The organism is Aliiroseovarius sp. xm-d-517 (genome assembly GCF_013283135.1).
Lineage (GTDB): Bacteria > Pseudomonadota > Alphaproteobacteria > Rhodobacterales > Rhodobacteraceae > Aliiroseovarius > Aliiroseovarius crassostreae.
The window spans coordinates 2,417,046-2,438,513 of sequence record NZ_WBXT01000001.1 but is presented as its reverse complement, the minus strand read 5'-3'; the positions used below and the strand labels follow the sequence as shown (position 1 = coordinate 2,438,513).

Annotated in this window: 21 protein-coding genes; 7 read left to right on the top strand and 14 right to left on the bottom strand. The window is 54.9% G+C overall.

All coding sequences use genetic code 11. The features are described 5' to 3' along the window. Window positions 1-99: 99 nt before the first annotated feature. Window positions 100-729 (bottom strand): helix-turn-helix transcriptional regulator, encoded by a 630-nt coding sequence (locus tag XMD517_RS11605; protein ID WP_173486822.1) that lies wholly within the window; start codon window positions 727-729, stop codon window positions 100-102. 471 nt (window positions 730-1,200) lie between these two features. Next, window positions 1,201-1,578, bottom strand: coding sequence for a DUF983 domain-containing protein (locus XMD517_RS11600; protein ID WP_254450032.1), 378 nt, complete (start codon window positions 1,576-1,578; stop codon window positions 1,201-1,203). Between the two features lie 191 nt (window positions 1,579-1,769). Between XMD517_RS11600 and XMD517_RS11595 the strand changes: the two genes are divergently transcribed. The 3 genes from XMD517_RS11595 (at window position 1,770) to XMD517_RS11585 (ending at window position 5,044) form a co-directional block, all read left to right on the top strand. Next, entirely contained in the window at window positions 1,770-2,570 is an 801-nt protein-coding gene (locus XMD517_RS11595; RefSeq protein WP_173486824.1) for a crotonase/enoyl-CoA hydratase family protein, read from the top strand. After that, window positions 2,571-3,209 (top strand): glutathione S-transferase, encoded by a 639-nt coding sequence (locus XMD517_RS11590; protein ID WP_173486825.1) that lies wholly within the window; start codon window positions 2,571-2,573, stop codon window positions 3,207-3,209. A 176-nt stretch (window positions 3,210-3,385) separates the two neighbouring features. Continuing rightward, on the top strand, window positions 3,386-5,044 hold the full coding sequence (locus XMD517_RS11585) for a DUF2793 domain-containing protein (protein WP_173486826.1): 1,659 nt from the start codon (window positions 3,386-3,388) through the stop codon (window positions 5,042-5,044). A 56-nt stretch (window positions 5,045-5,100) separates the two neighbouring features. Here XMD517_RS11585 and XMD517_RS11580 read toward each other — a convergent pair whose 3' ends face one another. The 10 genes from XMD517_RS11580 to fliL all read right to left on the bottom strand — a co-directional run bounded on the left by XMD517_RS11580 (window position 5,101) and on the right by fliL (window position 15,073). Continuing rightward, window positions 5,101-5,454, bottom strand: a complete 354-nt coding sequence (locus XMD517_RS11580) for a hypothetical protein (protein WP_173486827.1) — start codon at window positions 5,452-5,454, stop codon at window positions 5,101-5,103. After that, window positions 5,451-6,542 carry a flagellar biosynthesis protein FlhB gene (locus XMD517_RS11575; protein WP_173486828.1) on the bottom strand — a complete coding sequence of 364 codons (1,092 nt, stop codon included), beginning with the start codon at window positions 6,540-6,542 and terminating at the stop codon, window positions 5,451-5,453. Before XMD517_RS11575 ends, XMD517_RS11580 begins: the two co-directional genes overlap by 4 nt. Further along, a complete protein-coding gene (locus tag XMD517_RS11570) occupies window positions 6,542-7,318 on the bottom strand; it encodes a flagellar biosynthetic protein FliR (protein WP_173486829.1) in 777 nt (258 codons plus the stop codon). The genes XMD517_RS11575 and XMD517_RS11570 overlap by 1 nt, the downstream gene beginning before the upstream one ends. Then, on the bottom strand, window positions 7,315-9,402 hold the full coding sequence (flhA, locus tag XMD517_RS11565; RefSeq protein WP_173486830.1) for a flagellar biosynthesis protein FlhA: 2,088 nt from the start codon (window positions 9,400-9,402) through the stop codon (window positions 7,315-7,317). The genes XMD517_RS11570 and flhA overlap by 4 nt, the downstream gene beginning before the upstream one ends. Before the next feature lie 6 nt (window positions 9,403-9,408). Next, entirely contained in the window at window positions 9,409-10,149 is a 741-nt protein-coding gene (locus XMD517_RS11560) for a lytic transglycosylase domain-containing protein (RefSeq protein ID WP_254450031.1), read from the bottom strand. Between the two features lie 107 nt (window positions 10,150-10,256). Beyond that, window positions 10,257-12,587 carry a hypothetical protein gene (locus tag XMD517_RS11555; protein ID WP_173487972.1) on the bottom strand — a complete coding sequence of 777 codons (2,331 nt, stop codon included), beginning with the start codon at window positions 12,585-12,587 and terminating at the stop codon, window positions 10,257-10,259. Continuing rightward, entirely contained in the window at window positions 12,587-13,456 is an 870-nt protein-coding gene (gene motA / locus XMD517_RS11550) for a flagellar motor stator protein MotA (protein WP_173487973.1), read from the bottom strand. The genes XMD517_RS11555 and motA overlap by 1 nt, the downstream gene beginning before the upstream one ends. Window positions 13,457-13,529: 73 nt before the next feature. Then, a complete protein-coding gene (locus tag XMD517_RS11545) occupies window positions 13,530-14,147 on the bottom strand; it encodes a MotE family protein (RefSeq protein ID WP_217360575.1) in 618 nt (205 codons plus the stop codon). Beyond that, window positions 14,147-14,557 (bottom strand): hypothetical protein, encoded by a 411-nt coding sequence (locus tag XMD517_RS11540; protein ID WP_173487974.1) that lies wholly within the window; start codon window positions 14,555-14,557, stop codon window positions 14,147-14,149. The genes XMD517_RS11545 and XMD517_RS11540 overlap by 1 nt, the downstream gene beginning before the upstream one ends. An 18-nt stretch (window positions 14,558-14,575) precedes the next feature. Further along, a complete protein-coding gene (gene fliL / locus XMD517_RS11535; protein WP_173487975.1) occupies window positions 14,576-15,073 on the bottom strand; it encodes a flagellar basal body-associated protein FliL in 498 nt (165 codons plus the stop codon). Window positions 15,074-15,199: 126 nt separating this feature from the next. On the opposite strand from fliL, the gene fliF reads away from it, so the two are divergent. From fliF to fliP, 4 genes are read left to right on the top strand one after another with little or no spacing between them, the layout of a single operon-like run. Next, the gene (fliF, locus tag XMD517_RS11530) at window positions 15,200-16,882 is read left to right on the top strand and encodes a flagellar basal-body MS-ring/collar protein FliF (RefSeq protein WP_173487976.1); all 1,683 of its coding nucleotides are present in this window, start codon (window positions 15,200-15,202) and stop codon (window positions 16,880-16,882) included. Continuing rightward, entirely contained in the window at window positions 16,882-17,502 is a 621-nt protein-coding gene (locus XMD517_RS11525) for a flagellar biosynthesis protein (protein ID WP_173487977.1), read from the top strand. Before fliF ends, XMD517_RS11525 begins: the two co-directional genes overlap by 1 nt. Next, window positions 17,495-17,776, top strand: a complete 282-nt coding sequence (locus XMD517_RS11520; protein WP_173486837.1) for a FliM/FliN family flagellar motor switch protein — start codon at window positions 17,495-17,497, stop codon at window positions 17,774-17,776. Before XMD517_RS11525 ends, XMD517_RS11520 begins: the two co-directional genes overlap by 8 nt. Before the next feature lie 2 nt (window positions 17,777-17,778). Further along, window positions 17,779-18,528: a flagellar type III secretion system pore protein FliP gene (fliP, locus tag XMD517_RS11515; RefSeq protein ID WP_173487978.1), complete on the top strand. Its 750-nt coding sequence runs from the start codon at window positions 17,779-17,781 to the stop codon at window positions 18,526-18,528. A gap of 4 nt (window positions 18,529-18,532) precedes the next feature. Here fliP and XMD517_RS11510 read toward each other — a convergent pair whose 3' ends face one another. Further along, on the bottom strand, window positions 18,533-19,741 hold the full coding sequence (locus tag XMD517_RS11510; protein WP_173487979.1) for a mandelate racemase/muconate lactonizing enzyme family protein: 1,209 nt from the start codon (window positions 19,739-19,741) through the stop codon (window positions 18,533-18,535). A gap of 3 nt (window positions 19,742-19,744) precedes the next feature. After that, entirely contained in the window at window positions 19,745-21,370 is a 1,626-nt protein-coding gene (locus XMD517_RS11505) for a GMC family oxidoreductase (RefSeq protein WP_173487980.1), read from the bottom strand. Window positions 21,371-21,468: the final 98 nt, after the last annotated feature.

The window sequence follows — 21,468 nt, the reverse complement described above, 5'->3', positions numbered from 1 at the left end:
CAGCCTCGGATGCTTCGCTCGTCCTAAACGCTTTAGGTATCTTGCGCGCCATCCCCCAATTCGCTTCCGGGTTGCGGGACAGTCGTGACGGGCACGCCATCACGCTGCCCGTCCACCCCCCAGAAACAGGATCGCCGCTTCGGTCCGATTGCGCACGCCAAGCTTGTTGATCACATGGTGGATATGAAGCTTGATTGTATGCTCGGAAAGATCAAGCTCGGTTGCGATGGTTTTATTGGGCTTGCCCTCGGACACAAGAGCCAGAACTTCCCGTTCCCTTTCGGTCCACTCGGAAAGACCGGCATCAGCATGTGCAATCCGCAGACTGTCTTCCGGTCCGCCGGACATATCCGCCACCATCTCAACCGGAATGAATTTCCCGCCACATAGCAGCAGGCGCAGAACTGACAGCCAGATGTCAAACTGCAACCCCATGGGCAAATAGCTGACCTCGCATTGATCCCCCTGCCCGGATAGTTTCTGAAAAACGGAAACCGCCAGCTTGGCATCCCGATAGCCGAGGACAACCTGACATGTTGCTTCCAGCTCTTGGAACATTTCCAGAAGATCACCCAGTTGACCGGCAAGGGCTTCTTCCACGATGACCGCAATCAGGTTTCCCTGGGCGGCATTGGAAGCCCTGAAATCGGCGATCGTATCATATCGTTTGAACGCAACCCCTTCAAATTCGATATTGGCAATCCGAATAATCTGATCTGAGAAACTCAAAGAGCTCCCGACAAAAGCAACGCTTGGTTGGGTTGCTTCCTCTGAAACGTAATCTTTCGACGCAAACGCGCTATTCTCCCCACGAAACATATACCATCTCCCTAAAATCGTTTGACAGCAGCGACTTCTTGACAGGACAAACCCTATCTCGAAATATCGATTGGCCTTAAAATGGCTAAGATACTTAACAATAATTAATAGTTTAGACGGTGATATGCGTTCGACAACTTGTCTAAAAGGTTAGTCAAAAAAGGCTATTTTTCGCAGAATGCCAGTTCATTTGATTAGTATGGATATCCTGTCAGAGGGTTATTTATTCATAATTTCATATACTTGTATAAGGCATTCCCTCAAAAACAGGCCAAGCAGCATTGAGGATACTGGCAAAGGGCAACTGATTCTCCCCAAACCCTCTGAAACCCACGTTTCAACAGGTATTGATCGATTCTACGCCCCTCGCAAAACCTGTGATCAGGGGGTTTTGCCAAATCCGTGCATGCGCTGTGACCATTGATACGCCACCATCAACCCCTTCATCCGCGGCAGAAGCAAAAGCGACGAAACAACCGCGATCGCCGAAAGCCAAAGGGCAAAAAACAGCGGTTCAGGTTTGAACTGCGTGTAGATGAAGTGCAGGGCAAACCCCAAAATGTGGCCAACGATCAGGATGGTCAGATAGGCCGGGCCATCGTCCGCACGCTGGTGGAACAATTCCTCACCGCATTCTGCACATTGGTCATTCACCTTGAGATAGGAGTGCAACAGCTTACCCTTGCCACATTTCGGGCAGCGCAGCCGCAACCCTTTGGCAACCGCGGGCTTCCAGGGGCGCTCATTGTCCGCAGCCATTTCGCAATCCATCGTCACATTCCTTTCGCAAGGCACACCGTACCATCAGCTCACCCGGTTTTTCTTAACGTGTTTTGCTTTTTCTGCCAAAACAATTTCACAGCCTCCCCCTGCACCGAAAGCCGCAGCGTTACATTTTGCGAAACCGGGCTCAGCGGTCTAAACCGATCCCACAATCCATGAGGACCGAGATGAGCGACAAACTCCTATTCGAACAGGACGGCCATGTGGCAACCCTGACCCTGAACGCCCCGGAAACCCGCAACGCCCTGACCGATCAGGAAATGATGGACGCCATTATCAGAGCCATGGCGAAAATCAACGGGGACATGTCGATCCGATGCGCAATTCTGACAGGCGCGGGAAAGGCGTTTTCCTCAGGCGGCAACCTCAAAGACATGCGGGATCGCAGTTCAATCTTTGCGGGCAACGCGTTGGAGATCCGCAACGCCTATAAATCGGGCATCCAGAAAGTGGCCCGTGCAGTCTGGGACTGCGAAGTGCCCATGATCGCCGCCGTGAACGGTCCGGCCTATGGGGCAGGCTGCGATCTGACCTGCATGTGCGACATCCGTTTGTGCTCGGACAACGCCGTCTTTGCCGAGAATTTTGCCCGCGTTGGCCTGATTGCCGGTGATGGAGGAGCATGGTTGCTGCCCAGACAGATCGGGCTATCCCGCGCGGCAGAAATGACATTTACCGGGGAGCCTATCTCAGCCCAGCTTGCGGCGGATTGGGGGCTGGTCAGCAAGGTGACCACCGCCGAGGACCTTCTGCCCGAAGCCAGGTCTCTAGCCCAGCGCATCGCCTATAATCCTCCGCAGCAACTCCGTCTGAACAAACGCCTTTTACGCGAGGGGATGAACCTGCGTCTGGATCAGCTGCTGGAACTGGCCGCCATCTATCAGGGGGAATGCCACCAGACAGAAGACCATGACGAAGCCGTCAACGCCCTGCTGGAGCGGCGCCCGGCCGTCTTCAAAGGTCAATAAATGCGCCCGCTCCTCTATTCCTTTCGACGTTGCCCCTATGCTATTCGCGCCCGCCTCGCGATTGCCAGCGCCGGCATCCAGGTCGAGCTGCGTGAAATCCTCTTGCGTGAGAAACCCCCTGCATTTCTGGCCAAGTCGCCCAGCGCCACGGTCCCCTGTCTGGTCACGGAAGACGGGGTGATTGACGAAAGCCTGGACATTATGAAATGGGCTTTGGATCAGTCAGACCCGGAAGGTCTGCTGCAAATGCCACAGGAGGGTCACCCCCTGATTGCCCGGTTTGACGGCCCCTTCAAAAAGGCACTGGATCATACAAAATATGTCGTGCGGCACCCGGATCGCGACCCGGAGGCAGAGCGCGCTCGCGCCATGGAAATCATCGATGAGCTGACCGAGTCGCTGGAAAAAAATACCTGGCTATTTGGCGCCACCCCAAGTTTGGCGGATTTTGCGATCCTGCCGTTTCTGCGCCAGTTCGCCATGATCGACAAACCGCGCTTTGATCGCGAAGCAGACGCCTCGACGCGGGAATGGCTGGACAGTTTCATCAATAGTCAGCGCCTTCTCAACGTGATGGCCAAGTATACCCCCTGGAAAGAAGGCGACCCTGTGCTGCTGTTTCCCTCCATTTCCAACTGAATACCCGTTGCGCACCCTGCCCACCGTACGCTGCTTTGCCCTGAACTTAACAATCTGGTGACGATACTCCCTTCGATTTTCCGCAATTCGAGGGTGCTATGTCCTTTTCCGCCAACTTGTCCCTGCCATATATTCAAGCTTCACAAGCCCAAAAGCATGTCACCCATAATGAGGGGATGCGCCGACTGGATGCCGTCGTTCAACTGAGCGTAACCAGCGCAAGCTCTGCCACCCCACCCGGTTCTCCCGAGAACGGCCAACGGTTTATCATTCCCTCAGGCGCCACTGGTGATTGGGCCGGACAGACCGGCAACATCGCAGTTTTCGAAGAAAATGCCTGGGTTTTCCTGTCTCCGGCTACGGGCTGGATCTCATTCGTGGAAGATACAGCCAAACCGCAGGTTTTTGATGGCGCCAACTGGGTTGAGCTGAGCACCACACCCGACACCCAAAACCTGCCGCTGGTTGGTGTCAACGCCTCCGCCAACCCCACCAACCGCCTGTCCGTGTCATCCCCGGCGTCGCTGTTCAACAACGAAGGCAACGGCCACCAGATCAAAGTGAACAAGGCCTCAAGCGGAGACACTGCCAGCCTTCTGTTCCAGACCAACTGGTCGGGTCGCGCAGAAATGGGCACAACCGGGTCTGACAATTTTGAAATCAAGGTCAGCGCGGATGGCAGTTCGTTTCACCAGGCCCTTGTCGCGGACAGCGCCACGGGATCCATCAGCTTTCCCTCAGGAGTGAGCGGCCTTGCCCCAGCAGCTCTGACCGGAGATCTGATCACCTCTGGATATGCCCTGGCGCGCGGCACCGATCTGGTGACGAACGGCGGATGTGGGCTTGGAAATGCCTACAATTTCCCCGCAGAGCTGGTTTTTGACGGGCAAAGCACCCCGGATCTGCGCGGCGCAGTCTGTTTTACCGGTCATCATGTCGGGCCGATTGCGATGAGTGAGCTGATCGCGGTTGATCCAAACCGCGCCTATCGCCTTGGGGCCTATGTTCGACAAGAAAGCGTAGCGGGTGACTGGTCCGGCTATTCCGAGGGCGAACGACACCAGCAATATATGGGCCTGACATGTCTGGATGCCGACCAGAACGTGATCGAAAGCAAACATCACATGCGCTATTATCATGGTGGCACCGACAGCCTGACCACTCTGGCCGCACCGCTCCAGCCGGGCGACACCACCATCACCCTGACAAATTCCGCCGGATGGAATGAAAGCAGCGCAGATGCCAACCAGCAGGGGGTGATTATTTTCGGCTACAAGGACAGCAACGGTCGGGGATATGCGCATTACTCTCGTCTTGTTGAAGCTGGTCTGTTTGATCTGGGACAGGTCAATAAAACCACCCATGTCGTCACACTGAACCAGCCGCTGCCCGCAAGCCTGGGCAACCCCGACGATCCTTCGGGGATCTGGCCCGCGGGCACGTCAATTGCCAATAGCGGTATTGGCAACGACAAGAACGTGGTTCTGGAAGGTGATTACATCCCGGCGGTGGACAGCTGGTATGATGCATCTGCCCATATTGGCGGAATTGACACATCTGGAACAAACGCCCCCTTCAACTTCGCTCCCGGCACGACCTATGTTCGCGTGTTCTGGCAGGCCAACTACTCCAACCGATCAGGCGGGTTTGCAGGGCATCCCGATACGGGCGCGGCCCATAAGGTCTGGTTCGCAGGGGTGTCGATGCAACCAGTGCCGCTTGCAGCCATGAGTGCCGCCGCCAACGGGTCAGTTGACCTTAAAATTCCTGTCAGTGATTTCGGTTCCGGAACCGTGTCTTTGGCAACCACCACCCGGCAGATCGAAGCCGTTTGATCCAGAAAACGATTTGGGGGTCGCCGGAAACGCGGCCCCCATTTTTCCTTGCGCGGCTATGATTGATTTTTTCTCAAAAGGGATTTGATGACTTCGGCTCTTCCCATTGCGGTGCGGGCAGCCGCCATTCTGTCCTCCCGCTCCGCACTGAGTTTCGCCAGTTCGATATTCCGGGCTTTTATCTTGGTCTGCACCCAGGCGTTCCATCGCTCATCCTGACCGGCATATTGAGCAAGGTCTGGCGCCTCGGTCTGACCTAACTCATGAGCACGCCTTTCCTGATCCTGCCTTACCTTGTGGTTTTCAGCCTGCAGGGCACCAATCTGCTGTGCCACCGTTTGAAGATCCGCCAGTTTGAGATCGAGGATCATGTTCGACACCTCGCCAAGTTGCTGAAGTTGCTTCTTCATTTGCGACCTCCAAACGCACGGGCCCGTTTGCGCATCGCTTCTGCAAACCGAACTGCCGCCGCAACAGCCTGGTACTGCTCCGGCAAAATCTCTTGTCCAATTTCGACCGAAGCATGTATCGCGCGCGCTGTTGGCGGATCCCGATGGATCGGCACCCCTGCCTCTTGCGCAACTTCACGAATGCGCGCCGCAATCTCATCCACCCCTTTGGCGACACAGACAGGCGCTTCACCGGGCAGACGAGACCACCTCAGCGCAATGGCATAATGGGTCGGGTTCACAATCACGACATCCGCATCAGGCACATCCGCCAGCATCTGGTTCATCGCTATTTCATACCCCTTCTGCCGACGCTGCCCTTTCACATGCGGATCACCCTCATTCTGCTTGACCTCATCCATCAGCTCTTTATGCGACATCCGGTTCTTGCGAAGATGTTCCTGCCACTGCCACAAGTAGTCCACGCCGCCGATTGCCAGCATGACCACACAAACCAGGGCAAAAAACTGCATCGACAGGTCAAGCAAAGTGGCTGTTGCCATCGCAGGCGTCAGGTAAAGCGTCCCGACAATCTGGGGCAGCTTCGCAAAAAGGAAAACCCCGAGAATGACCGAATAAATCAATAGCTTGGTGAAGCTCTTCGCGAACTCAAACAGCCCGTTGCGCCCAAACTTGTTTTTCGCGTTGGACAGTGGCGAGATCTTTGAAAGCTTTGGTTTGAGCTTTTCTGGAGCCACAACAAAACTTCTGGTGGCAATGGTCAGAAGTATTGCCGCCAACGCAGGTATTGCAAACCACGGCGCCATGTTTCGTGAGACACCCAATAGCAACGTACCAATGCCGGTGGGGCCACCGCCATTGAACAGATCCATCGAAAAGGTATCGGCACGTGCAAGCAGGTTTGCGAGGAAGGTTCCCAATGCCTCCAAACTACGCGCGCCAAGCGCAGCACCTACAATCAACACTCCCCCAAAAGCGGCAGTTGTCGTGAGGTCCTGAGAACGCGGCACCTCGCCACGTTTGCGGGCATCATCCAGCTTCTTCTGTGTCGCCTCATGTTGCTTATCGTCGTCTTCACCATCTGCCATCACGGTTCCCCAAATGGCCGGTCAAGAAATGCAACCAAGGCATCCACCCATAAAGGCAGCAAAAGCGGCGCACAAACAAACAGCAAAATCAGGCCGCCCGCTGTAATCGCTGGCGCCCCAACAAACGCTACCATCAGCTGGGGCATCGCACGGTTTATGACACCCAGCGCCACGTTGTAAATCAATGATGCAATCAGGAAGGGGGCCGCCAGTGTGAAGGCCAAACCGAAAATCCGGGCCACAAGATCCAAGGCCCATTGGCTGAGAATATCGCCCGCAACAAACTGCCCTGCCGGCATGACTTCATAAGACAGGATGAACAGTTCAGCCAACCGCACATGCAGGCCCAGCATCACCGCCAGGGCCAGACCAGAAACAAGCAACACATGGCCAATCGCAGGCTGAGGATCCGAGTTTGCCCCACCAAAAATCTGCGCCAACGACGTGGATTGCGCCGCCATACTGCCCGCTATTTGCAGTGCCAAGATAAACAGGCGCACCGCTCCGCCCAGAACCAGTCCGGCAATCGGCTCTGAAAATACCATTGCACTGGCACGCATAGGATCGGCAAGCGCGGTTTCAATCTGCAGGGCGCTGGCAGGTGCCACAATCAAGGTAAAGGCAAACCCCAGAAAGAGCCGCACGCGTTCCGGCACTGATCGTTCACCAAAGGCTGGCAAAAGCGCCATTGCGGCACCCACGCGCAAGAACACAAAAAATCCAACAATCAGCGCAGATTGCCCGAACCCCAACAGCTCTGCCAGTTGAAAACTCACACTGGCACCATTCCCACCAGCGACGGGCGGGCCTCAGTGCCTATCTCTTCAAAAGACAGAACCGGATTGGCAATTCCTTTTGCCACCATGACGGTTTTCAAAAAGCGTCTGCGGCGGGTGGACGTCACCAGGGCAGGATAGATCCCAGTTTCTCCTGCCTTGGCAATACGGTCAGCGATTGAGGTGGCAAGCCGATTGAACTCATCCGGCGGCAAGGCGACATCCTGTGGTCCACGATCACTCTCGATCTGATAGGTCGAGAACCGCTCCTCCCATTCCGGTGCAAGCTGCACGAGGGGAATGGTGCCATCTGGACGTTTCAACTCCGAGACCAATTGAAACCCGAGACGGTGGCGGACATGTTCACAAATGCTTTCTGGTGTTGGCAACATCGGGCGGGCCTCAGCGATGCTTTCCAGGATCAACGGAAGGTTTCGAATGGAAACCCGCTCTTCCAACAGCAGGCGCAGGACCGATAGCAAAAGATCCAGAGGCACTTTTTCCGGCACAAGCTCATCCAGAAGCCGCCTATTGGCTTCGGCCCGCACAGGATCGGACAGGTTGACAAATTCATCCATCAGCCGGCGCAACGCCTTGAGCGTGAGCAGCCGCGGGAAGTTGCGTTTGATCACTTCCAGTAAATGTGTCGCCAGAACCTCTGTCGGGCTGACAATTGTGCCCCCCTGCAAGGCGGCATCTTCCTGATCATCCGCGTTGATCCACCTTGCAGGAGCGCCATAAACCGGCTCGCGCACATCATCCCCATCAGGAAGATCAATCTCGGTCCCGCTGAGGATCATCAGGACCCTATCCATTTCCAAACGGTCGACAGCCTGGATAACACCTTGAATTTTAATGACATACCCTCCCGGTTGGAGGGATCCGTCATCTGTCAGGCGAATTTCGGGTAGGATAAGCCCAAAAGCACCCGCCACATGGCTTCGCATATTGTTGATCCGGGCATCCAGCCCGGTCGCAGGATCAAGCACCATCGGGATGAGGTCCGGCGCGAACGCAACGTGGATGTCGTCAAGATCAAGAATATCACCGATGCTCTCTTCTTTTTTCTCATCAGCCTCAAGCACCTCTTCCGACTGGATCTTTTGCGCCTTTTCAAGTTGTTTGCGGTGGGCAAGCCAGGCGGCAATGCCGAGCGCAATCGCCCCGGAAACAAAGGGTAAAAACGGCAACCCCGGCACAAGAGCAAACAACGCCATCAAAACGGCAACCGTTCCCAAGGCGGCAGGATAGCCACCCAATTGCGAAAACAGGGCGAGATCGGTGGAGCCTGTCGCCCCACCCCGTGCCAAAAGCAATGCCGAAGCGATGGAAATGATCACGGCAGGGATCTGGCTGACCAGCCCATCACCAACCGTCAGGATCGCGTAAGTTTCAAACGCACGCCCCAGATCCATACCATGGATCGCCACTCCGATCACCAACCCCATCACGATGTTCAGAAGTGTGATCAGCAGGCCAGCAATGGCATCCCCCTTCACAAACTTGGACGCACCATCAAGTGACCCAAAAAACGTGGTTTCTGCCTGCTCTTTTTCCCGGCGCGCCTTGGCTTCAGCATGGTCGATTGCCCCGGCGGACATATCGCTATCAATGGCCAACTGTTTACCGGGCATTCCATCCAATGCAAACCGCGCCCCGACTTCAGCCATGCGGGTCGCACCCTTGGTGATGACAATAAAATTAACGATCAGGAGAACGCAGAATACCACCAGCCCGAGAAATACACTTCCGCCCATGACGAAATTGGCGAACCCTTCGATCACATCACCAGCAGCGGACGTCCCGGTGTGCCCTTGACCGATAATTAGTTTTGTCGATGAGACATTCATCGAAAGGCGCAACATCAACGAGGCCAGAAGGACGGTGGGAAATGCGGAAAAATCCAAAGGCCGCTCGATAAACAGGGTCACCGTGAACATCAAGATGGCCAAGGCAAATGACGTGGCCAGCCCGATATCCAACACCCAAGCGGGCATTGGCAAAATCATCATTACGATGATAGCCATCAAAGCCAATGCGAGCAAAATGGTGGGTTTGAAAATCTCTGACAGGCTAAAGGTCATGATTGGTTACCCGTTACCGTTTGAGAAAAAGGGCCTGATCATCCCCCGGCCGGCTGGGACCAGAGAACCGAGTGATTTTGTGCCAGTTCCTGTTTGCAAAAGTGGGAAATTATTGACGCGCGGCGCCAATGACAATTCGGGGATAGGGGGGGGGGCTACGGTTAGGTCTCCCGCATCTGCGAGAGCCAGAACTGGTGGGTTTTTGTCCTGCGCCGCAAACCGAGATCGGAACTTTGAAAACCGTGCTTTATACTTATCTGCGTATTTCGGAGTGCGCGAGTGATAAGCGCCTGCCGCATCCCGCCAATTTCCTTTTTCCACGAAGAGATCATTGAGAAATTTTGCCGCATATAATCCATTGGCAAGCGGATCAAACATCTCCTCCAAAGAGCTAAAGTTCTGGTGGTGCCATTTATAATTTATCTGGAAACACCCGACATCAAAGCTACGCGCGCCTCGCTTAAAGTGTTTGAAAACATAGGATTTGGCCTCATCTTCAGTGTCAAACCAAACCCCTTTCCCCTCCATATTAACTGTCCAGGGCCATGGTCGCATCGCCCCCCCCCTTTTCCGACCGGTTTCCGTAAGGGAGATTGCCTTCAGGACAGAAATGGGAACGCCGGTTTGCGCTGATGCAGCTGCTGCAATCTGGTCGCAAATGTAAGAGTCATCCCCTTCAGCCTGGACCTGTAAAGAGCTGAAAATCAGTAGGAAAGCCACCTTGCTGGCAGTATTCCCAATAAACATTTTAACCTTCTTGAGGCTATTGACATTTCTTGTCATTTTTCGCGCACTTCTTGCCGATGTTGGTTAACCCCAACGTAGCGGTCATGTATTTACAAAACGTAATCACATTAGGGATGCGGCAATTCCGTGAGCAGGTTTTCGATTGTTGTCCGCATCGCTGCACTTTCCGTCAAAATGCTGGCATTGCGCGCCAGCGAGCCGACGTTTTGATCCAGACCTTGTGTCGACGAGGCAGATATAAGGCGCCCCATGTCTTGCAACGCCGCAGGACCAGACTGTGAAAGGCCGCCCCAATTCCCCCCACGCAGTTCTGCTTTGATCTGCTTTTCAGTCTCGCCCAGAGTTCGATATATTTCTGCCGCTGCGTCAAAATCACCCGAAGCTTCCCATGCTCGCGCGCGCAACAGGTTTGCCTCTGGCGTTTCCAGCCCAGCTAGATAACCAAGCGCCACCTCAGACTTCCCCTCCAATAGTGCAATTGTTGCGTAAACCAACCGGCGTGAAGGATCGGGAACCACGGTTGCCGTGTTCAAGAGGGCTCTTGCCTGTGACGAGAACCCCAAGTTAGACAACCGTGCAGACAGAGATGTTTTCAGGCCTTCACCAAGGGAACCCAAGACTGAAGATGCTCCCGAAACATATCTTAAAAACTGAGCATCCGAGCCGTTCTTCTCTAGCTTTGAAAACACGAATTGCTGCAAATTTCCAAGCTCTTCGTCGTCAAACAGATTTTCTTTTTGCGCCATTTTCATCTGGGCAAAAGCTTCACTAAAATCAGACGCCATGACCCGCGCCCTGATCTCTGCAGATTTTAGATCAGCACCCAGGGGCAGGTCTCTTTGTTCGAAAGCATAAGTGGAGAGAATTTCCAAATATCTTTCGGGGATAGGCTGGTCCTGAGCAATGCGGGAGTTCACAAATTCTAAGGCTGCAACCGGAGCTATATCTGAGTCTTCGTTAACGAGTTGCGTGAGCGTATGTTCAGCATTTTCAACCCCCCCAGATTGCAATGCGAGACGCGCCTCCAAGAGATTGAAACCTGGGCCATGGTCCCCTTCAGCACGATCCAGGAGATTGCGCAGGGCGTTGGCGGTGCCCATATCCCCAAATGTCAGAAATTTATGTGCCAAGTCCGGGCCAAGATGGCGGCGCAAATGCAAAGGCAATTCAGAAAATGACAAAATAATCGCCTTTTGATTAATCTCTTGCCCTGGACGAAACTCCGGTTGTGCAAGAGCAGCCCACAGCGCAGTTTTGCCGTCACAGCCCATTTGTGGTGCGAATTCACCAAAGCTCGCCGATTTGTGCCAGTCCATGATTTCTGCAATCTGTTGAATAATTTCCGGCCGCCCCACCGCCTGAGGAAACTCGTTTGCAAGGAGCATCGCCTCAGCACCAAAGGTCAGATACAGTTGGTGGCGAATATAGGCATTTAACATGTCGGGATTTGGCCGATCAAACTCCCCTAATATCAAAGACGCGTATTTGGCGAGTTCCGCGCCATTTCTGATATCTCCGCCCCAGGTTGCAATGTCGTATTCGGTATCGGGGATACAGGCAAAACCCTCTTGTGTAGACAGGACTTCCGACTTCCGCAGGCTCGTTTCTCGGTCAATAGAGGTCTGCACCGCGATGTGATCATTGGCATCAATCGTCCGAACCGGTTGCAGGTCTGGAACCGGGGCGGTTTCTTCGGGTTCCTGAGCTTTGATTGGGCGCGTTATTCTATCCACTTCTGCTTCCAGTGTGGAAAGATTGGCATCAACCAATCCCTGTGCAGCAGCGCGCCCAATTTGCTCAATCAGTGCAAGCTCGGTCTGCATTACTCGTTCTTCGGGGGACACCACTTCACTCTGATCATCACGAATATGTTCATCGGACAAGAGCGGTTCATCTTGCTCTGAACTTCCCTGTGTTTCCTCCAGTTTCTCATTCTCTGGTTGCAGATATTTTGCCAGATCCGACTGGGGTCTGGGAAATAAAGGCAGGCCTAACCGGGCGATTGCGCTATTTTCTGTCCCGGGAGAAACCTGCAGTGGTAGCTGATCCAGAAAGGCTTCATATTTGGCACTCTCTTCTCCCGGTTTTCCGGATCGGATATCGACAACAATTTGGCCCCCAGAGGCAATGAAAACATCCGCATAGCATTGGCAATCAATGTCCAGAAACAGCGTGCCCCTTCCCCGGTCTTCGAGATTTTTGATGCGTGATCTGGGGATCAAGTTGAATGCCCGGGACAAATCAAAACCAACACCATCTGTGGCCAGCCTTAGCTCATACCCCCCAGGCACGCGGCCGAATTTCCAACCCGAAGGTTGCTGGGTATAGACCACAAGACGTGTGAATTGATCATGCTCACCTGACCGAACGGCCAAATCCTGAGCAATGCCAGGCTGCACCGTCAATAACACGATCATCATTACCCAAAGTTGTTTCATCACGCCGCCGCTTTCTTGACTTCCTTCAACGCTTCTTCAAGCTCCGAGTAGCTTGGGCGGCAATGACCTGGAGTGTTCTGGCGTCCGACTTCGATACAGATATTGACTGAGTGATTGTAGAGATTCGCAACAAGCACCTCACGGATCAGTTGGTAGAAGTGAGAATCCTCTTCCACCACGGTTTTAACCTTCGAGGAAAATGGTGCTACAAGACCATAAGCGAGAAACACCCCCAGAAATGTCCCAACAAGCGCGCCCCCAATCATTTTCCCAAGGATCTCAGGTGGCTGATCAATGGAACCCATGGTTTTGATAACCCCCAATACCGCCGCCACGATCCCCAGTGCAGGCAACCCATCCGCAACCGATTGCAGCGCATGACTGCCGTGCAATGCGTGGTGCAAATTCGCCTCCATCCGCTTTTCAAGCACCTCTTCCACCTGATGCGGATCATCGTAATTCATGGATGCCGATCTCAGCGTGTCGCAGATGAGTTCGATGGCCTCCTTGTCACCCAGGATTTTGGGATAACGGTTGAAGATGGCACTTTCCTCGGGGTTTTCGATATGCTCTTCCAGCGCAACCGCATTCTGGCGGGCCTGGCGGATCAGTTCGAAAAGCAGGCACAGCAGATCACGGTAATCCTCATGTACCCATTTTGGCCCTTTGAAAACCTTTCCGACATCTTTGAGCGTATGTTTGATCGCCGGCACATCATTTGAGATGACAAAAGCGCCAGCCGCCGCCCCCCCAATCATGGTAAATTCGAAGGGTAGAGATTTCAGAATAATCCCCATTTTTCCGCCAGCGGCCAAATAACCACCGAACACCATGATAAAAATCAGGGCAATGCCAATGATACCAATCATTCAACTGTCTCCACAAAACTGGTCCCGACACCGAGAACATGGCAAACGTCCATTAATAAACCGTGCGCAGATCTTAGTTGGTTGGGACATTTGAGTTACGCCCTGCCAAAATTACGCTGATGGCATATGATTTTTGCGGCTCCAACCCAGCCATGATCTGTGCTGCAACTTCGGACCTCATACGGCCTAAGAAACCTGCCGCAAACTGAGGGTCCATTTGTGAAAACAGTGGGATAGCTTGCTTGGGTTTCATGTTTTCATAGACCTGAGTCAACTGGGTCAGGTCCCTTTCGGCAGCACCATCTGCCAAGGCCATTGTCGATTTCAAAGCCTCCTCAGCATCCACAAGGGCCGACATTTTCTTTTCGATCTGTTCTTCAGCCGCCTTCAAAACCTGCAGTCGGCTTTCGAGGTTTTTTTCCCGCTCTTCCAGAACGGTTTCCCGCTCCCGCAGAAGCCCCAAAACATGCGCAATATCCTCTTCCGTCTCGCAGACCTCGCCCCCTTTGTCATCATGGGCAACCTTACCCGCGAGCGCCCCCACTTCCTTGGCAACTGCAACCCCGTGCTCGCCAAGGCGCAGCATCCCTGATGACAGGAACAAAACAGCAATTACCCATAAAACACCTCGGCCCGCCGCTTTCTTTCGCTGCGGAGGGATGGAGGCCGCCTTTTTCTTTCGACCAAACATCACTCTGCGGCCTCCATGCGGTTATGGCGATGACTTAGAAACATCGGAATGTCAGATGCCCTGGGCTCGGGTATGGGATCTGGTTCCGGTTCGGCAGATGAGGATTGTGCAACTGGGGGCATCGCGTCAGGAAGGTCATGAAGACTTGCCATCATAAGCTCAAGTTTACGCGATGCAGCCTCGGCCCGTTGGGTCAAATCAGACAGCTGAGCAGCGCTTGCACCTGCCGCCAATTGCGCTTTTTCCAGGGTCTTTGTCATATCGTCCACCTGCGCGGACAAGACGGCAACCGCCCCCCCCATCCCGTTCTGCAGATTGTTAAACCGCTTCAGACGACGCGCCAGGACAATGCAATAGATCGCCGCACCAATCGCGCCAGCCGCCAAAAGTACATCTGCTATAAGGTCCATTTCTTGTCCCTCCGGAAATCAGTTCAAAACAAACTCGAGAATCAGCAGGTCTCGCACCCGCCCTTCTCCTGTTACAAGCTGGATGCGCCGCAACATCTGGGCGCGTAATTTGACAAGCATGCTGGGGTCTTCCAGATCAGACATCTCAACGGCCCTGAGATAGGTGTTGAGAACATCCAGCACCCTGGGGCGCACTTGAACCACATCTTCGGCATAGGCCGGATCCACCTCGAGGGAACCACGAAATCTCAGGTGTTTGTTGCTACCGGATGTGCCAAGGGAAATGACCAGCGGATCCAGTTCGACATAAGATACGCTGGGCAGATCGAGCACCATCTCCGCCTCTTCGACCATCTCTTCCTCAGTGGACGGAGCGAGAATCATGCCGGAATAAACGGCAAAAAACCCTCCCCCTCCCAGCACAAGTGAAAGGATCAGCCCGATGATCAGGCCCTTTTTGGATTTTTTCTTCGGCGCATCTTCTTCGCCGTCTACCGGTTCTTCAGCTTCTGCCATCTCATCACCAGATTTATTTTCTACGAATCGTTATAGACCGGCGGGCACTAACCGATTGTTAAGGCTGGTCGTAGAAAACTGTTGGCATGACGGGGGCAGAAGCCCGCTCGAAGAAGGAGTTACGTCTTGCAACAGATCCAAACTGTCTGGTCTGCACTGGACATGCGTAAAAAAGTGATTGTCGTTCTGGCGACCTTGGCAATGTTTGCTGCCGTGCTTGGCATTTCACGTATGGCCAGCAAGCCGTCGATGAGTCTTTTATACGCGGGGCTGGAACCGGGTGCCGCTGGTGAAGTGATCAAGGCGTTAGAGGCACAGTCTGCCAGCTTTGAGGTCCGCAACGGCGCAATCTATGTCAATGCCTCTCAACGTGACGGGTTACGAATGACCCTCGCCAGCGAAGGGTTGCCGTCAAATTCAGCCAAAGGATATGAGTTGCTTGATGGGTTGTCCGGCTTTGGGACGACCTCTCAGATGTTTGATGCCGCCTATTGGCGTGCAAAAGAAGGCGAATTGGCACGCACCATCGTCTCCAGCCCCTTTGTCCAAAGCGCGCGGGTTCACATTGCCCAATCTGTCCAACAGGGTTTGCGGCGGCGCGCGAAGCCAACCGGGTCGGTGACCTTGAGCAGCACGTCCGGCACCATTTCTTCGGCACAGGCGAAGGCATTCAAATACCTTGTGTCATCTGCAGTGCCGGGCATGTCCCCGGAAGATGTTTCCATCATCGACAGCCGCGGAGGTCTGATAACCGCAGGGGATGAAACTGAAACCGCACAATCCTCTGTCGGAAATCGCGCCGAGGAAATGAAGGCCAATATTCAACACCTTCTGGAAGCGCGTGTGGGCCTTGGGAATGCGGTGGTTGAGCTGAGCCTGGAAACGGCGACAGAACGCGAATCGATACTGGAAAAAACATTCGACCCCAACAGCCGCGTCGCGATTTCCACCGAGACCCAGGAAAATTCCAGTCAGAGCTCTGACAGTGGGAATGGCAGCGTGACCGTTGCATCCAACCTTCCAGACGGGGAGGGCAGCGCGGGGGCCTCATCCTCAGCCCAAAACAGTGAGACACGGGAGCGGATCAATTATGAGGTATCAGAAACAACCCGTGAGATTATCCGCAACCCTGGTGCCACCAAACGTATAACCGTGGCCGTTCTGGTCGATGGGCTGCGTAGCGTGAATGAGGCGGGTGAAACAATCTGGCAGCCGCGCTCGGAGGAAGAGCTGAACAGCCTGCGCGACCTGGTGGCCTCCGCCATCGGCTTTGATCAGTCCCGCGGCGATACGATTACCATTAAAACCATGGAGTTCGAGCCGGTTTCGGAGGCGGGCACTGAGGTGACGTCGTCCTTGATGCAAGGCGTCGAATTTGACCTCATGTCCATCATTCAACTTGCCGTTCTGGCCGTTGTGGCCCTCATTCTCGGGCTGTTTGTAATCAGGCCGATCCTCGCCAATTCAAAGGGCGCGTTGGAGAATACGCCCTCAGCGGGCGCCCTGCCCGGCCCCCAGCTGGCCGGAGGTCAACAGCCCTCCCCTGCAGCAGAAGCCCCATCGGACATGCTGGCTCCCGCCCCAATTCAGTTCAATACCGATTTTTCGGATATGCCGTCGCTATCGGGTGAAATTGATGACGGGGAATTTCCGGCGCCACAAATGGCGACAGTTTCCGACATCGACTTCGACGAAGACCCCCTTGGCAGGTCCGATGATCCGGTTAAACGCCTGCGCAATCTGATCGAAGAACGGCAAAGTGAAACCCTCGAAATCCTCCGGGGTTGGATGGATGAGGAGACTGTCTGATGCCGCCGATTTTTCCGCTCCAAGATTTCGACACGCCCCTCTCCGGTCCGCAACCAATCAATCCGGCATCCACACCCGCTGCAAACCCAACAGCGGCAGATCTGGAGAAAGCGCGGCTGGAAGGATATGAAGTGGGCTATCAGGCGGGTTGGGATGACGCCATCCGAGCAGGTGACGAAGACAAGTCCCAGATCAGTGCCGAGTTTGCGCGCAACTTACAGGATCTCGGCTTTACCTTTCACGAGGCTCGCAGTCATATCATGAAATCACTGGAACCCCTTTTGGCCAACATGGTCGAGAAGGTCCTTCCCAGCCTTGTCTCTGACACAATCGGCCATGCCATCGTAGAAGAAATCCTGCCGCTGGCCGCAGATGCGGCAGATTCTCCCATGCAGGTCGTCATTTACCCTGGTGGGCGGGACATGCTCGAAGCATTGCTGTCGCAAAATACCTCGGTCCCCATTGAGCTTATTGAAGAAGAGACACTTGCCGAAGGGCAAGTCTACATCCGCATGGGGGCCACTGAAAAACAGATCGACCTGAGTGGTGCCATACACCGGATCGGAGAGGCAATTTCGGGTCTGTATCAAATCAACGAAAAGGCAAAACAAAATGGCTGATGACACTCAAAACACAGCTCAGACGAGCCCCTTCACCCAGGTGCCTATTGAAATCATGATTTCTGTCGGCAAAGCCCGACCAACAGTGCACGAATTGCTGCGATTGAAAAACGACAGCATCCTGCAACTGGACAAAAAGCTCGAAGATCCGGTTGAGCTTTATGTCGGGGACAAGTTGATCGCCCGTGGCGAGTTGGAAGAAGTTGGTGGCGAAGGGTCGGGCCAGCTTGCGGTCCGATTGACGGAAGTTGCCGATCTCTCAACCGGTCTCTGACGATGACCCCAGCTCGGACCATTCACAAGGGATTTGCATGGGCTGTCCTGTTAACCATGATGCTGGCGCTTCCAACATCATTGTCCGCACAGGATATCGCCATCAGCCTTGGCGACGATGGATCGCTTGCAACCCGTTCCATCCAACTGATGATTCTCATCACATTGCTCAGTCTGGTTCCCGGACTGGCAATCATGGTCACCTGTTTCCCGTTCATCGTGACCGTGCTGTCAATTCTGCGTCAGGCCATCGGGTTGCAGCAATCCCCCCCCAACATGCTGATCATCAGCCTGGCCCTTTTCCTGACTTACTTTGTGATGGAGCCGGTGTTCAACGAAGCCTGGCGCCTTGGGGCGGAACCCTACACGACGGGTGAAATGGCATTGGAGCCCGCATTCAATGCCGCGCTGGAACCCTTTCGCGGTTTCATGGCAAACCGGATCGACCCCGACACGTTCCAACATCTTGCTTCACTGCGCCCTGATGAAACGGGAGAGCTGGCAGCCTCATCCCCCTTGTCGATCCTTGTGCCGTCCTTCCTTCTGTCCGAAGTGGAACGCGCTTTTCAGATCGGTTTTCTGGTGTTTCTACCATTCCTCATCATTGACCTGGTTGTCGCAGCCATCCTGATGTCAATGGGGATGATGATGGTACCACCAGCCATCGTGTCCCTGCCGTTCAAGCTTGCCTTTTTTGTCGTAGCCGATGGTTGGACGCTGATTTCCGGGGCGCTGGTCCGAAGTTACTTCTGATACGTCAAACCTGCACGGGGCTTGTCCGCGGCTCCAGATGCAGCGCCTGACCGTTATAGGGCATTGCTGCAATCGCCGCATCGTCCAGTTCCACCCCCAGTCCCGGAGAGCTGGGCGGAATGACATAGCCGTCCTGCCAAACGATCCCCCCCAAGATCACATCGGTATAGGGCACGTCAAAACGCCCGATACTTTCCAAAATCAGGAAATTGGGACTACAGGTTGCGATCTGGATATTCGCCGCGGCCACCACGGGGCCACAATACAGATGCGGTGCAATCTGGGCCTGTCGGGTCTCTGCCATTGCGGCAATTTTCTTTGCTTCAAGGATGCCGCCCACGCGTCCCAGGTTCATCTGAAGGATCGACGCAGCCCCTGTTTCCAGAAGCCGGGCGAATTCATGCTTGCTGCAAAGGCGTTCCCCTGCCGCAACCGGAATGGACGTAAAACGCGCCACTTCGGCCATGTCGGCTGGGTTTTCCGGGGGGACAGGTTCTTCGAACCAGAGCGGATCATAGGTTTCCAGCCGCCGCGCCAACCGCTTGGCACCCGACACGGTAAACTGCCCGTGGGTTCCAAAGAGCAGGTCCGCACGCGTCCCCACCGCTTCACGGATCCGTCTGCAAAACATCTCACTCCGCTCGAGATCTTCCAGACGGGGCTGGCGCCCATCATAAATTGAATACGGGCCAGCGGGATCAAACTTGACCGCCGTAAATCCCTGCTCGACCATCTTCAGCGCCGCTTCGGCCGCAAGATCGGGATTGTTATAGACGTTGGGCTGGGTCTCATCCGGGTAAACATCCCCTTCCGGCGGGTACAGATAGGTATAGCTGCGCAACCTGTCATGTATCTTGCCGCCGAGAAGGTCGTAGACGGGCTTATCAGCGGCTTTACCTATGATATCCCAACAGGCCATCTCCAGCCCACTGAGAACCCCCATGATGGTGATATCCGGGCGGGCCGAGTAGCCAGCGCCATATGCTGATCGCCACATGTGCTCAATATGATGTGGATCGGACCCATGGAAGTGACGCCCGAACATGTCCTGCGCCATGGCCGCGCACAGGTCTGGACCAAAGGTTGCGTTATAAATCTCACCCACACCGGTCACACCACATCTGGTGGTCAGGCGCAGCAGGATAAAATAGCGCCCCCCATGGCGCGGTGGCGGGTTGCCCACGACAAAGGTTTCAATTTTATCAAGCTGCATGGTTCATTCCTCTCTACGGCACAGGTCCCGAAAAATCAGCTCAGACGCCCGATATGCCAGCATCATGGTCGGCGCATTGGTGTTGCCCGACGTGATGTTTGGAAAGGCCGAGGCATCAACCACCCGCAAACCGCGCAAACCGCGCACCCGCAGGCGAGGGTCCAGCACAGAAAGGCCATCATCCTTACCCATTGCACAGGTTCCACAGGGGTGAAACACCGTGCCGGCCCGTTGCCGGAAGTTCTCCAGCATCTCCTGTTCCGTCATCGTCAGCAGGTCCGGTTCATATCTGGCCTTGGTGACCGTTTTCATCGTCGGCGTGCTCGCCAGTGTCTTCAGCAGCTGCGAGGCCAGAATGGCGTCGGTCACATCGTGCGGGGTCGAGAGGGAACAGGGCGATATCCGGGGCGGAGATCGGGGGTCGGCAGAGGTGATCTGGATATGTCCACGGCTGGTCGGACGACAGGGCTGCACCGATAGAATAAACCCCGGATCACGGCCCATTTTCGGTTTGCCGTTCTCGGGGATCGAATAGGTGGCCGGGTTGCAATACAGCTGAAAAGTGGATTGTCCGGCCCCCGATCTGTCCCGGATATATCCCCCCACCTGATTGACCGGCACACTCAGCGCACCACCACGCGTCAGGGCATATTGCAGCGCCGCAATGCCCAGTCCCACAAACGACCCAAGACGGTTGTTGAGCGTCGGTTTGGTCGCGGCAAAATGATGGGTGATCGCCAGATGATCCTGCAACCCGGCCCCCACGCCGGGATGATCTTTCACAACCTCAACACCAACCCTTTGCAAGAGGTCACCGGGCCCGATGCCGGAAAGCTGTAGCAACTGGGGCGAATTGATGGCCCCTGCACTCAGGATCACGCTGGCACGCGCGTGCGCAAACTGGCGCTGACCCTTCGAGAGGAAATAAACGCCGTTCGCCCGACCTTCCTTTACCGAAATACGTTCAACCATGGCGCCCGAAATAACCCTGACATTTGGCCGTTTTCGGGCAGGATTGAGAAAGGCATCCACCGCCGACCAGCGCCTGCCTTTCCATACCGAGCTTCGATACCGCCCCACTCCCTCCGTTTCGACCTCATTCATGTCATCAACAACCGGCCAGCCCATTTCCATTGCCGCCTGCAGGAAATGGTTGCTGAAAGGATGCATGTCCCGGCTGAGGTCGGACACAAAAACCGGCCCCGATCCCGTCAGCAACATCCGCCCGTTTTGGTCTCTGGTCACACGAGTTTCCATCAGGTCATAGCTGCGGCGGACCGTGTCCCAGCCCCACCCCACAGCGCCAGCCTGTTCCCAATCTGCAAAATCCCGCGGCAGCCCCCGCACATAGGCCATGGCATTGATCGAACCGGACCCACCAATCACCCGTCCACGCGGCCAGTAAGCCTGACGCCCGGCAAGGCCCTGATCAGCCGATGCCACATATCCCCAGTTCAAACGAGGCTCTGCAAATGTCCGCGCATATCCCACCGGCAGTTTGATCCAGGGATTGCGTGCCTCTCCGCCCGCTTCCAAAACAAGCACGCTGAGCGCACCCTCCGCACTGAGGCGCTCAACCAGAACGCATCCCGCGCTGCCGGCCCCGACAATGACAACATCAAATTCCATTCCCCAAAACCATCTGGCTGGCGTCAAGATCATGAGAAGCCAAGCAAAGCCACAATTCAAACAATGGTTTTGACGCCTTTGCCTAAACTATATTTAAT

Excerpts from the sequence above, each read along its gene's own strand:
- XMD517_RS11600 (WP_254450032.1), bottom strand. The coding sequence starts at position 1,578 with ATGGCTGCGGACAATGAGCGCCCCTGGAAGCCCGCGGTTGCCAAAGGG.
- XMD517_RS11595 (WP_173486824.1), top strand. The coding sequence starts at position 1,770 with ATGAGCGACAAACTCCTATTCGAACAGGACGGCCATGTGGCAACCCTG.
- XMD517_RS11590 (WP_173486825.1), top strand. The coding sequence starts at position 2,571 with ATGCGCCCGCTCCTCTATTCCTTTCGACGTTGCCCCTATGCTATTCGC.
- XMD517_RS11585 (WP_173486826.1), top strand. The coding sequence starts at position 3,386 with ATGCGCCGACTGGATGCCGTCGTTCAACTGAGCGTAACCAGCGCAAGC.
- XMD517_RS11580 (WP_173486827.1), bottom strand. The coding sequence starts at position 5,454 with ATGAAGAAGCAACTTCAGCAACTTGGCGAGGTGTCGAACATGATCCTC.
- XMD517_RS11575 (WP_173486828.1), bottom strand. The coding sequence starts at position 6,542 with ATGGCAGATGGTGAAGACGACGATAAGCAACATGAGGCGACACAGAAG.
- flhA (WP_173486830.1), bottom strand. The coding sequence starts at position 9,402 with ATGACCTTTAGCCTGTCAGAGATTTTCAAACCCACCATTTTGCTCGCA.
- XMD517_RS11560 (WP_254450031.1), bottom strand. The coding sequence starts at position 10,149 with ATGTTTATTGGGAATACTGCCAGCAAGGTGGCTTTCCTACTGATTTTC.
- XMD517_RS11555 (WP_173487972.1), bottom strand. The coding sequence starts at position 12,587 with ATGAAACAACTTTGGGTAATGATGATCGTGTTATTGACGGTGCAGCCT.
- motA (WP_173487973.1), bottom strand. The coding sequence starts at position 13,456 with ATGATTGGTATCATTGGCATTGCCCTGATTTTTATCATGGTGTTCGGT.
- XMD517_RS11545 (WP_217360575.1), bottom strand. The coding sequence starts at position 14,147 with ATGTTTGGTCGAAAGAAAAAGGCGGCCTCCATCCCTCCGCAGCGAAAG.
- XMD517_RS11540 (WP_173487974.1), bottom strand. The coding sequence starts at position 14,557 with ATGGACCTTATAGCAGATGTACTTTTGGCGGCTGGCGCGATTGGTGCG.
- fliL (WP_173487975.1), bottom strand. The coding sequence starts at position 15,073 with ATGGCAGAAGCTGAAGAACCGGTAGACGGCGAAGAAGATGCGCCGAAG.
- XMD517_RS11525 (WP_173487977.1), top strand. The coding sequence starts at position 16,882 with ATGCCGCCGATTTTTCCGCTCCAAGATTTCGACACGCCCCTCTCCGGT.
- XMD517_RS11520 (WP_173486837.1), top strand. The coding sequence starts at position 17,495 with ATGGCTGATGACACTCAAAACACAGCTCAGACGAGCCCCTTCACCCAG.
- fliP (WP_173487978.1), top strand. The coding sequence starts at position 17,779 with ATGACCCCAGCTCGGACCATTCACAAGGGATTTGCATGGGCTGTCCTG.
- XMD517_RS11510 (WP_173487979.1), bottom strand. The coding sequence starts at position 19,741 with ATGCAGCTTGATAAAATTGAAACCTTTGTCGTGGGCAACCCGCCACCG.
- XMD517_RS11505 (WP_173487980.1), bottom strand. The coding sequence starts at position 21,370 with ATGGAATTTGATGTTGTCATTGTCGGGGCCGGCAGCGCGGGATGCGTT.